The organism is Campylobacter concisus, from assembly GCF_002913865.1.
Taxonomy (GTDB): domain Bacteria; phylum Campylobacterota; class Campylobacteria; order Campylobacterales; family Campylobacteraceae; genus Campylobacter_A; species Campylobacter_A concisus_AM.
On sequence record NZ_POYX01000142.1, the window covers coordinates 1 to 13,457 of the forward strand.

Annotated in this window: 11 protein-coding genes; 4 read left to right on the forward strand and 7 right to left on the reverse strand. The window is 39.5% G+C overall.

Translation table 11 applies throughout. The features are described from left to right. Window positions 1-96 precede the first annotated feature (96 nt). The 5 genes from CYP77_RS09030 to CYP77_RS10250 form a co-directional block, all read right to left on the reverse strand. The gene (locus CYP77_RS09030; protein WP_103566734.1) at window positions 97-399 is read right to left on the reverse strand and encodes a hypothetical protein; all 303 of its coding nucleotides are present in this window, start codon (window positions 397-399) and stop codon (window positions 97-99) included. A gap of 50 nt (window positions 400-449) precedes the next feature. Beyond that, a complete protein-coding gene (gene recJ, locus CYP77_RS09035) occupies window positions 450-2,024 on the reverse strand; it encodes a single-stranded-DNA-specific exonuclease RecJ (protein ID WP_103566731.1) in 1,575 nt (524 codons plus the stop codon). Between the two features lie 312 nt (window positions 2,025-2,336). Continuing rightward, the gene (locus tag CYP77_RS09040; RefSeq protein WP_103566728.1) at window positions 2,337-2,945 is read right to left on the reverse strand and encodes an outer membrane beta-barrel protein; all 609 of its coding nucleotides are present in this window, start codon (window positions 2,943-2,945) and stop codon (window positions 2,337-2,339) included. 161 nt (window positions 2,946-3,106) lie between these two features. Further along, on the reverse strand, window positions 3,107-4,741 hold the full coding sequence (locus tag CYP77_RS09045) for a CTP synthase (protein WP_002940617.1): 1,635 nt from the start codon (window positions 4,739-4,741) through the stop codon (window positions 3,107-3,109). Window positions 4,742-4,830: 89 nt separating this feature from the next. After that, entirely contained in the window at window positions 4,831-5,001 is a 171-nt protein-coding gene (locus tag CYP77_RS10250; protein WP_002940723.1) for a hypothetical protein, read from the reverse strand. On the opposite strand from CYP77_RS10250, the gene CYP77_RS09050 reads away from it, so the two are divergent. The 4 genes from CYP77_RS09050 to CYP77_RS09065 all read left to right on the forward strand — a co-directional run bounded on the left by CYP77_RS09050 (window position 4,925) and on the right by CYP77_RS09065 (window position 9,772). Then, a complete protein-coding gene (locus CYP77_RS09050; RefSeq protein ID WP_149702171.1) occupies window positions 4,925-5,083 on the forward strand; it encodes a DUF4492 domain-containing protein in 159 nt (52 codons plus the stop codon). The genes CYP77_RS10250 and CYP77_RS09050 overlap by 77 nt on opposite strands. Before the next feature lies 1 nt (window position 5,084). Then, window positions 5,085-6,620 carry a cytochrome ubiquinol oxidase subunit I gene (locus CYP77_RS09055; protein ID WP_103566726.1) on the forward strand — a complete coding sequence of 512 codons (1,536 nt, stop codon included), beginning with the start codon at window positions 5,085-5,087 and terminating at the stop codon, window positions 6,618-6,620. Then, the gene (locus tag CYP77_RS09060; protein WP_103566723.1) at window positions 6,613-7,737 is read left to right on the forward strand and encodes a cytochrome d ubiquinol oxidase subunit II; all 1,125 of its coding nucleotides are present in this window, start codon (window positions 6,613-6,615) and stop codon (window positions 7,735-7,737) included. Before CYP77_RS09055 ends, CYP77_RS09060 begins: the two co-directional genes overlap by 8 nt. A gap of 268 nt (window positions 7,738-8,005) precedes the next feature. Next, window positions 8,006-9,772, forward strand: a complete 1,767-nt coding sequence (locus CYP77_RS09065) for an aryl-sulfate sulfotransferase (protein WP_103566720.1) — start codon at window positions 8,006-8,008, stop codon at window positions 9,770-9,772. A gap of 35 nt (window positions 9,773-9,807) precedes the next feature. Here the strand turns inward: CYP77_RS09065 and CYP77_RS09070 are convergent, their stop codons facing one another. Together CYP77_RS09070 and CYP77_RS09075 are read right to left on the reverse strand one after the other, a co-directional pair. Beyond that, window positions 9,808-10,158, reverse strand: coding sequence for a hypothetical protein (locus CYP77_RS09070; RefSeq protein ID WP_103566718.1), 351 nt, complete (start codon window positions 10,156-10,158; stop codon window positions 9,808-9,810). Window positions 10,159-10,227: 69 nt separating this feature from the next. After that, window positions 10,228-13,457: Ig-like domain-containing protein (locus CYP77_RS09075; protein ID WP_181001424.1), on the reverse strand; the 3,230-nt coding region annotated here is incomplete at its 5' end.

Below are 13,457 nucleotides of genomic sequence, written 5' to 3' on the forward strand. Positions count from 1 at the left end.
ATTTATAACTTTCAAAAAATATCTAAAAATTTGGCATCCTAAGAAGCATTTGCAAGTGTAATGCAAGAGGACAAAGAGCTAGTCGAAGTATTAAATTTACCATCCTCTTCTATGATGTATATAGTGATGCTCGTAGCTGCTTTCAGCACCACAGCCAGCCTTTAAAAGGCCACGCACTATACCGCCGCCGCCAAGCGCTTCTGGTCCTAATGATCTATCCCAGCGATCCTCGCATTCATGTTTTTTAGCCTCTTTATAAGCTACCTCGCAAAGGGCCAAGAAGATGCCAAGCGCAATCGATATTATAAATTTATGAGTAGTGCTTAGTTTGGCATTAGAAGGATCTGCCTCTTTTTTATTTTTAACTTTACTTGTTCTTTTTCTTCTTAGTTTGTCCATCTTTTTACTTTAATAAAAGAGCAAAATTTAAAGCCATTTTCATCTCAAATTTACAAAATTTCTCTTATGAGAAGTTGTGGCGTAACAAGCCCGCGGAACGAATTTTTAGATACACAAAAGATGATATCTATCATTTCGCCTACTCTAACGTGCTTTGTAAAGTTGAAAAATAGCGCCTCAAGCGTCTTATTGTCTTTTTGCAAGATAAGTTTTAAGTGGTTTTGATCCCTACCTATGAGCCTTTCGTTTTTTACGACAGCGTTTTCTATCTTAAAGACTGGGCGCGGATTTTTCTGTCCATACGGCTCATAAAATTCCAAAATTTCAAGTAGCTCAAAGTCTATCTCGCTTGGCATTATGTCGCCAAGTAGCTCATCTGAGCTTTTGCACTCTTGCATATTTAGGCATGAGCAGCTTTTATTTATCGCATCTTTAAATTTTTCCAAATTTTCAGGCGCAAGAGTTAGCCCTGCTGCACCTTTGTGACCACCGTAGCTTGTTAGCAGATCTTCGTGGCTTGCGATGAGTGATAAGATATCAAGCTTGCCAACGCTTCTAGCACTGCCTTTTGCGCGGCCTTTATCGATGCTAAAGACGATAGCTGGTTTTGCAAAGTGTTTTGCCAGGCGGCTGGCCACGATGCCTATCACGCCCTCATGCCACTGCTCTCCCCAAGTGATGATGACCTCATCGTCCTCTTTTACGTCCTTTAGCGAGCACTCAAAGAGTTGGCGCTCCTCCTCTTTTCTGGAGTTGTTAAACTCAATGATCGTATCAAGGTAGTTGTAAGCCTCTTCGATGCTCTTTGCACGCAAGAAGTTAAATGAATTCATCGCATCATCCATGCGTCCGGCTGAATTTATAAGAGGCGCTATAAGAAAGCTGATATCATCACACTCAAATTTATCCTTGCCGTAAAACTCTTTTATGACGCAAAATGCCGAGCGCTTCGAGGCATTTAACTTGCAAATACCCATGCGAACGAGCATCCTGTTCATATCTCTTAGCTCCATCATATCAGCTATTATCGCGATGGCTAAAAGCTCTAAAAACTTGCTCATATCGTAGTTTAGCTTGCAAACATCCTTTAGCGCTCCAACCAAATACCAAGCCACTTCAGCACCGCAAATTTCGATATTTGGAAAGCTGCAGTCCTCTTGTTTTGGATTGATTATGGCGTAGGCTTCTGGCAGAACAGCTGGTGGCATGTGGTGATCTGTGATGATGAGATCGATGCCTTTTTCTTTGCAGATGCTAGCTGCCTCATTTGCTGAGATGCCGTTATCGACGGTGATTATTAGACTCACATCGCTTGCAAGCTCGTCGATGATCTCAGGATTTAAGCCGTATCCGTCTTTAAAGCGGTTTGGGATCTTTACTAGGTAGTTTTTTACGCCAAGATCATCAAAAAACTCGGCTAAAATCACACTTGAAACCACACCATCAACGTCATAATCGCCAACAATAGCGATGTGTTCATTTCTCTCGATCGCTTCTTTGATGCGATTAGCGCCTTTGTAGATATCCTTTAGAGCGCTTGGCGTTGGAATTTCACTAAGTTTTTTGTGTATGTCGTTACAAAATCTACGTGCTAGTAAATTCCTAATATCCTCTTTAGTTAACATAGCTTTGGCAAGGACTTTTTGACGCCCTGCCAACTTTTACTAATGCTATTTGCTCACTTAAATTTACGCCCAAACTGCCAAAAATTTGGCAACAAAAATGCTTTTTTTTCATCGTAATCTTTCGTCTTTATTTTGAATACTTTGATTATATCTTTTTGAAATTTAATTTCTTATAATTTTCATTGAAAGTAAGATTTTTAGGGCAAAAAACTTTTGTTAAATTGATACTCTTTATAAATTAGCCATTGTAAATTTGAAGTAAAAAATGAGAGAAATTTTAAGTAAAAATAAGGGGTCATAAGACCCCAAAAATTAAAATTTATATGTGTAGCCTAGATAAGCGCCGATATCCGTTGATTTAAGATTATCAAGATCTTCATCAGTGCTATACCAAGATCTATCTGCTTTTATACCAAATTCAAGTGCATTATTTTTATCAAAGCTATACTCTGCACCAAGTCTTGTGCCAACTAGCCAACCAGCCTTTGTTGTATCATAAGTCGCTTTAAGTGTATTTGTATAAAGTCTTGCTTTAAAATTTACAACTGAAATACCAGTATATAAGCCTGCTATTAACTTAAAGTTATCTGTTATAGCTGGAGTATAATCACCACCTACTACAAATTTATGTGTTGTCCATTTTATACTAACATCGTGTTTTACGCCATTATCAGTATAGTTAAAGTTATCTTTTGCCTCAGTGTGATAGAAGTATCCACCATAAACTCTAGCTACGTCAAAGTCATAACCGCCTTTGATGCCAATGTTTGGTCTATTATCCTTAAAACTAAGACCATCATTGTCTTTTAGCTTTGAGCTAAAATCATAGCCGCCCTCAACTCCGACAAATCCACCTTGTGCTAAAGCAAATGAGCCAGCAAGTGAAAGTGCCAAAACACTTTTTAAAACGCAATTTTTCATTTTTTCTCCTTTATAAATGATTGCGTAAGCATTGTATGTTTAGCAAGATTAAAAAATACTTAAATGATTTAAATTTTATCAATAATACGTTTACTTTTATTTTTAATATAAATTTTGAGAGTAATTTAAAGAAAATTTGGCAAGAAAGCTTGCCAAATTTATCATTTTACGTGATTAGCCAAGCTTGCTTTTATAAAGCCTAGTATCACAGGGTTTGGTCTAGTTAGACGACTAGTAAATTCAGGGTGACACTGCACGCCCACAAACCACGGATGTCCTTTTAGCTCGATCGCCTCTACTAGTCCGTCGCTTTCGCCACTTACTATAAGGCCAGCCTTTTCAAAGACCTCTTTATATTTTGGATTTGCCTCGTAGCGGTGGCGGTGGCGCTCTTTTACGCTCTTTGCGTTGCCATAAATTTCAGCTAAAAGCGTCTTTGGCTTGATGTCGCAGTTATAAGCACCTAGCCTCATAGTGCCGCCAAGTGGGCTTGTGTGCGTTCTTATTTGCTTTTTACCGTGGGCATCGATGAAGCTATCTATTAGATAGATGATAGGATTTTTGCACTCTTTGTTAAATTCCATAGAATTTGCATCTTCTAAGCCCAAAACATCCCTTGCAAACTCGATTAGTGCCAGCTGCATACCAAGGCAAATTCCAAGATATGGGATCTTATTCTCACGAGCAAATTTTATGGCTTGCATCTTGCCTAAAACGCCTCTTTCGCCAAAGCCACCAGCTACTAAGATACCATCCACGTCCTTTAAAAGCTCATTTACATTGCTCTCTTCTATCTTTTCGCTATCTATCCAGCGTAAATTTACCCTAGCGTCCAAATTTGCTCCAGCATGGATAATGCCCTCAGTTAGGCTCTTGTAGCTCTCTTTTAGATCGATATATTTGCCTACAAAGGCGATTGTAGTTTCGTTTGTTGGAGCGATGATCCTTTTTACTAGGCTATCCCAGTTTGCCATGTCTGGTTTTAGCTCGCCAAAGCCTAAATTTTCAGCGATTGGTGTTAAGATATCTTGCTTTAAAAATGAAAGTGGAATTTGATAGATACTTGCGCTATCTAAGCTCTCTATGACGCAGTTTTTCTCCACGCCACAGCTTGCTGCGATCTTATCTTTTAGCTCGCGGTTTAGTGGCATTTCAGATCTGCAGATGATGATATCTGGGGTTATGCCGATGCGTCTTAGCTCACCTACGCTGTGCTGGGTTGGCTTTGTCTTTAGCTCACCAGCTACTTTGATAAATGGCACGAGCGTTAGGTGGATATTTAGCGCTCTTTTTTTACCAACTTCTACTCTTAGCGCTCTTATCGCCTCTAAAAATGGCAAGCCCTCGATGTCGCCAACGGTTCCGCCGATCTCAACGATGAGTACATCTTTGCCCTCGCCTGCTTTTTTGATACGATCAACGATCTCGCCAACGATGTGAGGGATCACTTGTATAGTCTTTCCAAGGTAGTCGCCACGTCGCTCTTTTTCGATAACTGAGCTATAAACTCTGCCCGTTGTAAAGTTATTGTCCTGACTTAGGCTCTCATCTAAAAATCTCTCGTAGTGACCAAGATCTAGGTCTGTTTCAGCGCCATCGTCTGTGACGAAGACTTCGCCGTGCTCTAGTGGGCTCATCGTGCCTGGATCTACGTTGATATATGGGTCAGCTTTTAAAACGCTCACCTTTAAGCCAGAATTTTTAAGTAATGTCGCGATAGACGCAGCTGCGATGCCTTTTCCAAGTGAGCTTAAAACGCCACCTGTGATAAAAATATACTTCGTCTCTTTTGCCATCAAAATTTCCTTAACTTTAGTTATTTTTTAATCTGCCGATTATACCCCTTAAATATTTAGTAAGGCATTAATCTTGCAATTTTTAAAAATTATTCTTTAAGTTTTTTTGTTATAGACTTCGACATCATGATTAAAAACTGCTTAAAAAACATCGCCTCTTTATATATAGACGGCTTTAAAAATATGAAAATAGGCAAGAAACTATGGCTTCTCATAGCGATAAAGCTTATCATTATGTTTGGGATATTAAAGGTCTTCATCTTTGATGAAACTCTTAATACCAAATTTCAAACCGACGAAGAAAAAAGCGAATTTGTAATTCGTAATTTAATAAAGGAATAAAATGTCTGAGATGGATTTTGTTGATTGGTCTAGGGCTCAGTTTGCGCTGACTGCCATTTACCACTTTTTGTTTGTCCCGCTTACGTTGGGGCTAAGTTTTATCATCGCCATTATGGAGACGATATATGTCAAAACTGGCGATAAGGCCTGGCTTGAGATAACGAAATTTTGGCTAAAGCTCTTTGGTATAAATTTCGCTATTGGCGTGGCAACTGGCATCATCATGGAGTTTGAGTTTGGTACAAACTGGGCGAATTATAGCTGGTTTGTCGGCGATATATTTGGCGCTCCACTTGCGATTGAAGGCTTGCTAGCATTTTTCATGGAGAGTACATTTTTTGCCATTATGTTTTTTGGCTGGGATAAAGTTAGCAAGAAATTTCACCTATTTTCAACTTGGCTTGTTGCGATCGGTTCAAATTTAAGCGCACTTTGGATCTTGATCGCAAATGGCTGGATGCAGTATCCAATAGGCATGAAATTTAACCCAGATACCGCTAGAATGGAGATGCAAAATTTCTTCGAAGTCGCACTAAATCCTCTTGGCATTAGCAAATTTTTACACACAGTAACTAGCGGCTACACTATCTCAGCTCTTTTTGTGATAGGAATTTCTGCTTGGTTTTTGATAAAAAAACGCCACATCTTGCTAGCCAAAAAAAGTATCGTCGTTGCTAGCGCATTTGGCCTTATCACTTCGGCATTTTTGCTACTTAGCGGTGATGAGAGCGCATATCTTGCAGCTCAAAAGCAGCCTATGAAGCTAGCAGCCATGGAGGGACTTTACAAGGGTGAGCAAAATGCTGGCCTAGTTGCTGCTGGTATTTTAAACCCAGCTAAAAAGCTTGGCGATGACACTGAGCCATTTTTACTTGAGATAAAGGTGCCTTACGCACTTGGTATCATGGCAAACAGAGAGCTTGACTCATTTACACCAGGCATAAACGACCTACTTTATGGCAACAGCGAGCACAATCTAATAAGCGTAGAAGAGAAGATGGCAAAGGGTAAAGTAGCTATCGAAGCTCTTAAAAACTACAAAGAGGCTAAAAAAACAAATGACGAGAGCTTGATGAAAAGCTCACTTTCAAATTTAGAGAGCAATCTAAATTTCTTAGGATATGGCTATCTTAAAGATGCAAAAGATGCTGTGCCACCAGTTGCACTTACATTTTATAGTTTCCACATCATGGTCGCGCTAGGCACTTACTTCATAGCTCTTTTTGCTATCACTCTTTATCTAAATCTCTCAAGAAAATATAAATTTGAAAACATAAGAGCCTTTTTGTGGATCTGCCTCTTTACCATACCGCTTGGCTACATCGCAGCTGAGGCTGGCTGGATAGTAGCAGAGGTCGGCCGTCAGCCGTGGGCGATACAAGATCTCATGACCGTTGGCGTCGGAGCTACAAATTTATCTGACTCAAATGTCAAAATTTCATTTATATTATTTGCTGTTTTATTTACGGTATTGCTGATTGCCGAGATCAAAATCATGCTTAAGCAAATAAAGATAGGATTTAACGACCATGCATAGTTTAAGCTTAGAAAATTTACAAATTTATTGGTGGTTTATAGTTAGCCTTCTTGGCGGACTTTTGGTGTTTATGATGTTTGTTCAAGGCGGTCAAACGCTCATCTTTAGCCTTGGTAAGGACGAGCTTAAAAAAGATATGCTCATAAATTCTATCGGTAGAAAGTGGGAGCTTACATTTACAACGCTTGTTATGTTTGGCGGTGCTTGCTTTGCGGCGTTCCCGCTATTTTACGCTACTAGCTTTGGTGGTGCTTACTGGGTTTGGCTGGCTATTTTATTTTGCTTTATAGTCCAAGCCGTAAGCTACGAGTACCGCAAAAAGCCTGATAACTTCTTAGGCGCTAGAACTTATGAAATTTTCCTTTTCATAAATGGCTCGCTTGGCGTTATCCTTATCGGCATGGCGGTTAGCACATTTTTTAGCGGTAGTGATTTTGTGCTAAATGAGCACAACTTTGTCGAGTGGAAGACTCCATTTCGTGGTCTTGAAGCTTTATCAAATCCTTACTTGTACTTGCTTGGCATAGCGATGTTTTTCCTATCTCGCATAGGCGGCTGCTTATATCTTATGAATAACATTGCTGATGGCGAATTTATACAAAACGCTAGAAAACAGCTACTTGTTAATACCGTGCTATTCTTGCCATTTTTCCTAGGATTTCTTGCGTGGATACTTACAAAAGATGGCTTTGCGTACGACGCAAACGGCGTAGTTAGCCTTGTTGCTTACAAATACGCTATAAATTTGATCGAGATGCCTATCGCTGGCGCACTACTACTTGTTGGCGTGCTTTTGGTGCTTATTGGAATTTTCCAAGGGGCATTTACAAAAAGTATTCGTGGAATTTTCGCTTACGGCGTTGGCGTTACGCTAGCTGTGACCGCGCTATTTTTGATAACAGGACTAAATGGCACAGCATTTTATCCCTCTTTTAGCGACCTTTCTAGCTCGCTAACTATCAAAAATGCAAGCTCTAGCCACTATACACTTGGCGTTATGGCCTATGTTAGCTTGCTAGTGCCTTTCGTGCTTGCCTATATCGTCGTAGTTTGGAGAGCGATAGATAGCAAGAAGATCACGCAAGATGAGATCAAAAACGATCATCACGCATACTAAGGATAAAAGATGTTAGAAGCAGGAATTTTTTTGGTACTTTGGCCAGTGACATTGTTTGCTAGCTATAAATTTGTACTCTTTGCTTTAAAGAAATTTGACGCAAACAACTAAAATTTAGGGGCGTTTCGCTCCTAAATTTACCCTCTATATACTTTAAACAAAAATTTTATATTTATTTTTACCATTTAAGCCATACTTTACCTAAGTGATATTTCTGCGTTAGTTTTTTGGAGTAAGATATCATTAAATTTCTACAGAAGGAGCGAAAATGAGCAAGAATTTCTTAGGTTCAGTTGCCCTTGCGGCTGTTTTGGTGAGTGGTTTTGGCTTTAGTGCTCCACTAAACGCTGGAGTCTTGGCTCATCAAGTAAAGGTTCAAGGAGAGCTTGGCTCAGTCTTTATAAACCCCTACGACGTATCGCCGCTAACTGCCATCATCGATAGAGCTGGCAAGGATATCAAAGATATCCATGTCAAAGTAAAGGGCAAACCAGATGGCGGCATAGATATCGACTACAACGTCTCAGAGCATGCCTTGCTCACGCATGATGGCGTGCCTATTTGGGGACTTTATCCTGACTATCTAAACGAGGTCGAGCTTAGTTATACATTTAACGGAGCTAAAAAGGTTGAGACATATAAAATTTACGCCCAGCCTATCGTCACATATAGCCGTGATTTTAGGTTCTCACACATGCAAAAAACTCACGTCAAAAAGGTCGATCCTGCCTTTAAAAACAGGCTCTATCTCATAAACAACACAATAACAAGCGTCTATAAACCGCTTGATTGGAAAAATGGCGGGGCTGCTAGCTGGAACGACTTTACCGAAAACTATATCGTAGATACTAAGGGCGAGGTCAGATGGTATCTTGACTATCAGAAATTTTACGACCGCAGTGAGAGAAGAGTGATGGATGGGGGCATGATGATGGGATTTCATCAGCTAAAAAACGGCGATATCAGCTTTGGCATGGCTCAAAGATATCTTAGATATGACCTCATGGGAAAAGAAATTTACAACCGCCCACTACCTAGAGGTTACATCGATCTAAGCCACGAGGTGATGCCACTAAAAGATGATCACGCACTTCTTAGAGTAGCAAAATACAACTACCACCACAAAAACGGCAAAATTTCTCACACCATAAGAGACCACATCATCGAGGTCGATAACACCGGCAAGGTAGTAGAAGAATGGGATCTAAACGAAATTTTTGGCAACAACGTCTACCGCAGCAACCTCATAAAGGCGCTTGATGCTAGGGCTGTTTGTCTAAACATCGACATGGACGCAAAAGAGATCAAGATAAGCGACGATCAGCCATTTGGCGATGTCACCTCCACTGGCACAGGCAGAAATTGGGCGCATGTAAATTCTATCTCATACGATGAGAGCGACGATAGCATCATCCTTTCGCTTCGTCACCAAGGCATCGTAAAGATAGGACGCGATAAAAAAGTAAAATGGATATTAGCCTCGCCTGAGGGTTGGAGCGAAGACTTTAAAGCAAAAGTGCTAACTCCAGTAGATAGTAAAGGCAACAAGATAAAATGCGAAAACTCAAAATGCGAGGGCGAATTTGACTGGTCATGGACACAGCATACCGCATGGCTAACGCCAAGATACGAAAACAAAGGCGACATAAAACATATAAGCGTCTTTGACAATGGCGATGCTAGAGGCATGGAGCAGCCAGCCTTTAAAGAGGACAAATACTCCCGCGCGGTTGAGTACAAGATAGATGAGAAAAAGGGCACGGTTGAGCAGACTTGGCAGTTTGGCAAGGAGCGTGGATTTGACTTTTATAGTGCAGTCACTAGCAACGTCGAGTGGCAAAAGGATAAAAGCACCTACTTTATCTCAAGCTCAAATGTAAATTTACTACGCCCTGACAAGACTATCAAAATGGTCTTAGTCGAGATCGACCCAAAGACAAATGATATAAAATTTGAGATGGATGTGGATTCTGCTTCAAGAGATGATGTCGCTTATAGAGCGATGGTTATCAATCCAGAAGTGTTTAGTTATTAAATTTTGGTGTGAGACCCCCTCTCACACCGAGTGTATTAGTTATTATTTTGAAATTTATAAATTTCTTCTTTGACGCTAGTTAGGTCAAAATTTATCGCTCGCTCTAGCTCTAGCAAGCTTACATCTTCGTCTATCTCAAGAGCCATCGCTATCTCGTTTAGCTCTTTTGCTTCCTCATTTGCAAGGATCGCACTCTTAAAACTAGCCTCATCTATCTGGCCAAATTTTGAAAAGATCGATTTAAATTTATCTTTTAAAATTTCTCTACTTAGCTTTTTATCTTCTAAAGCCTTCTTCGTGCCACCATTTCTGTTACAGGTTCTAAATATAAAATCTATTGTTTCATTTACTTCATCGAGTAAATTTTTTGTCTTCTCGCTTTGCATACAAACTCCCTTCACCGCAAACAAATTCAAAGCAAGGCAGACTTTGTCCGCCCTGCTTATATTTTTAGACTAGATAACGTGGATCTCGTCTTTGATTTGAATAGTTACGGTGTTGTTTGTATATGTTGTGTAACCATCTTCTGAAGCACCTTTACTCCATTCGCTGCCTTTAACATCATCTTTTAGATCGACTATATCGCCTTTATCGCCTGTGATTTTTAGCGTATGTTTGTCATCAGTCATATCTAAGACATCCTTGATGCCAACTTTTAGAGTAGTGTTTTTAGCACCAGATATATCAAGCTCTTCAAAATTCTTAGCATGATATGAAACATGTTTTAGATCTATAGTATCTTCTGGGCTAGAGATGATTAGCTTATCATAGCCTTTGCCACCATCAAGGGCACCTTTGTCATCTACGCCGCCTATAACGTGTGCTGCTTTGATAGTTAGAGTATCATTGCCATTGCCTAGATCTATCTTAGCTTTATCTATATCATCGCCTTTGATAGTTACGCTATCGTTGCCATCGCCAGTTGAAATTCCAACTTTGGTAAATATAGTATTTGCTACTGTATCTCCTACTATCACAGTGTCATTACCTGCACCTGTGATGATCTTAGCACCATTAGCAACATCGTCTTTGATCTCTATATAGTCATCGCCTTTGCCAGATATAACAGTAGAGTGGTCAAGATCTGCAGCCACAGTTAATCTATTATTGCCATCACCTAGATCTATCTTAGAGTCCATGTTTATCCAGCCCCAGCCATTACCACTCTTATGGATATTTACTACATCATCGCCAGAGCCAAGTGTAAATTCTGATTTATGAGTTATAGTTTTGACATCTATCTCATAGTTATCATTGCCATTTATCTGTGGTTGCAACTCAGTAGAAGCTTTTAGTACTGGTCCATGTCCTTCTAGCCATAAGCCTGTATCATTATCTCCATATATAGCTTCAGCATTGATCTTTATGTTTTTAACAGGATCAGCTGGCTTATCGCTAAAGTCAAATACTAGATCTTCACTTGCTTGTTTGCCCATATTTCCAGCTTCATCTACCAAATAAGCTTTAGCACTTAGGTTAAAGCCATTAGCTGTTTTACCAAAAGGTATTAACTCTTTTGATGGATAGGTAATGTTTGCAACAGAAGTTAGATCTACATATCCTCTCTTAAGATCAAGCTCTGTAATGGTTACTGGTTCTTTAACAACGCCTTTATTCCATGCTCCAACATTTGAATGAACTTCATAATATAACTTATCACCAACTTTAATTAAGCCTTGATCAACTGCCTCTTTTGAGAACCTAGCGCAGCAATATATAACGTTATTTTCGTTAGATATATTATCGCTCCAGCTATATTTACCATCATGGTTTTTATCGCCAAGATAATCAATCCTTAAATCAACTATCTTAGTATCAACTGTTACATTAGCTACATATTCAAGGCTAGTGTTACCAGCTTTATCTACTGCTTGGTATGAGATTATATGCTCACCATCGCTAAGAGGATTAGTGATCTTATAGTTCCAAGAACCATTTTCATCAGCTTTAGTTGTAACCACATTCTCGTGATGCTCACCATATTTTATGATGATTGTAGATCCAGCCTCAGCTGTGCCTTTTAGAACTGGAGTGTTATCATTTGTAAATTTGTCTTTAACGTTTCCAGTAAAATCAACAACATCATTGGTTTTTACACTATCTTCGATACTTGTCAAAGTTACCTCAGGCCCTGTAGTATCAACTGTTACAGTAATTGGACTTGAAGACTCACTCTCTTTGCCAAAGATATTTTTAGCAATTGCTGTGATCTTATAGTCGCCATCAGCCCATGGAGAATTCTCCTCTGGTTCATAATGCCAACTACCGTTAGCATCCACTGGGATATTATCAGCGATTATTGTATCGCCATTTTTAAGAGTGATGGTTGTACCAGCTTCAGCTTTACCCATTAACGTAGGGGTGTTATCATTTGTTATAGCTATAGCACCTTCCAAGACATTACCAGTTGTATCTCCAGCATTTATGCTGATTGGGTCCTTTGGATCTATACCATACTCGTTATCTAGAACTGCTATGATAGTTGGAGCTTTTGGAGCAAAACCTACTATTTTTACTGCATCCATAGAACCTTCACTTACATTACCTGCATCATCAACTAGTCTATAAGACGGAGTTTGGAAGCCTCTTGATTTTGGCATATCGATGCTAAATTCATCTCTTTCTATAAAGCCTTTAGCTATATCTTGCGCAGTTACTTTAAAGATATCTGTCCAAGTTTTAGCATCGCTTCCAAGAATTTGAACCCTATCGCCTGCTTTTACAGTGTTTTCTGGAATTTCGATAACCCATTTAAGCTTGCCATCTTTTAGAGCCGAAGCATCATCTATGTCTATCTTCTTATCGCCATTTGTATCAGTTGTTATCTTAACTTTTGGAATACCAATAGTTTTATCAACATCTACACTTGACCACTCTGATACAGCACTTCTGTTGCCTGCTCTATCGGTTGTTTGAACTTTAAGAGTATGTACTCCATCTTCTAATGCAGCATGTACTTTGCCACCCCAGTTTAAATTTGCCTCAAATGTATATTCCCAGTTGCCGTCTTTATCAGCCGTAACTGTTACTTCTTTGCCATCTTTAAATACCATTCTATCATCTACCATTATCTTAACAGTTGAGAATGCCTCAGCTGTACCTTTTAATGTTGGCAAGTTGTCATTTGTTAGAGCATTTTTAACGTTACCTACAACACCACCAGCCTCGTCATCGATGATCTCAGTTATAACTGGCTGTGTAGTGCTTGTATCAACATTTACAGTTGCAACATTTGATGGAACGCTAACATTACCAGCTTTATCAGTTGCGATAGCTACTACATTATACTCACCCTCAGCAAGTGGAGATTTTGGAGTAAATTCCCAGTTACCATCACTATCTACAACGATATCTTCAGCAATGATATTGTTAGCATTTTTAAGAACGATAGTTGAGCCAGCCTCAGCTTTGCCTTTAAATGTCGGTGTAGTGTCATTTGTAAAGCCGTCATTTACACCAAGTATATTTCCGCCATTTTCAACACCACCCCACCAGTTATCTGTTACTGCAGTGATGACTGGAGCATCGATATGAATATCGACATCTAAATTATTAGAAACTTCTTTACTAGCATTACCTGCTTGATCAACGATCTTAGCTGTTACGCTTGAAGCTTTGCCATCAACTACTGGTACTTTGATCTCTACATATCCAGTTACTCTGTCATTGTAAGTAATAGTATGTG

Bases quoted from the DNA above. Each gene is read 5' to 3' on its own strand.
- CYP77_RS09050 (WP_149702171.1), top strand. From the start codon at position 4,925: ATGAAAATAGGCAAGAAACTATGGCTTCTCATAGCGATAAAGCTTATC.
- CYP77_RS09030 (WP_103566734.1), bottom strand. From the start codon at position 399: ATGGACAAACTAAGAAGAAAAAGAACAAGTAAAGTTAAAAATAAAAAA.
- CYP77_RS09070 (WP_103566718.1), bottom strand. From the start codon at position 10,158: ATGCAAAGCGAGAAGACAAAAAATTTACTCGATGAAGTAAATGAAACA.
- CYP77_RS09060 (WP_103566723.1), top strand. From the start codon at position 6,613: ATGCATAGTTTAAGCTTAGAAAATTTACAAATTTATTGGTGGTTTATA.
- recJ (WP_103566731.1), bottom strand. From the start codon at position 2,024: ATGTTAACTAAAGAGGATATTAGGAATTTACTAGCACGTAGATTTTGT.
- CYP77_RS10250 (WP_002940723.1), bottom strand. From the start codon at position 5,001: ATGAAGACCTTTAATATCCCAAACATAATGATAAGCTTTATCGCTATG.
- CYP77_RS09045 (WP_002940617.1), bottom strand. From the start codon at position 4,741: ATGGCAAAAGAGACGAAGTATATTTTTATCACAGGTGGCGTTTTAAGC.
- CYP77_RS09040 (WP_103566728.1), bottom strand. From the start codon at position 2,945: ATGAAAAATTGCGTTTTAAAAAGTGTTTTGGCACTTTCACTTGCTGGC.
- CYP77_RS09065 (WP_103566720.1), top strand. From the start codon at position 8,006: ATGAGCAAGAATTTCTTAGGTTCAGTTGCCCTTGCGGCTGTTTTGGTG.
- CYP77_RS09055 (WP_103566726.1), top strand. From the start codon at position 5,085: ATGTCTGAGATGGATTTTGTTGATTGGTCTAGGGCTCAGTTTGCGCTG.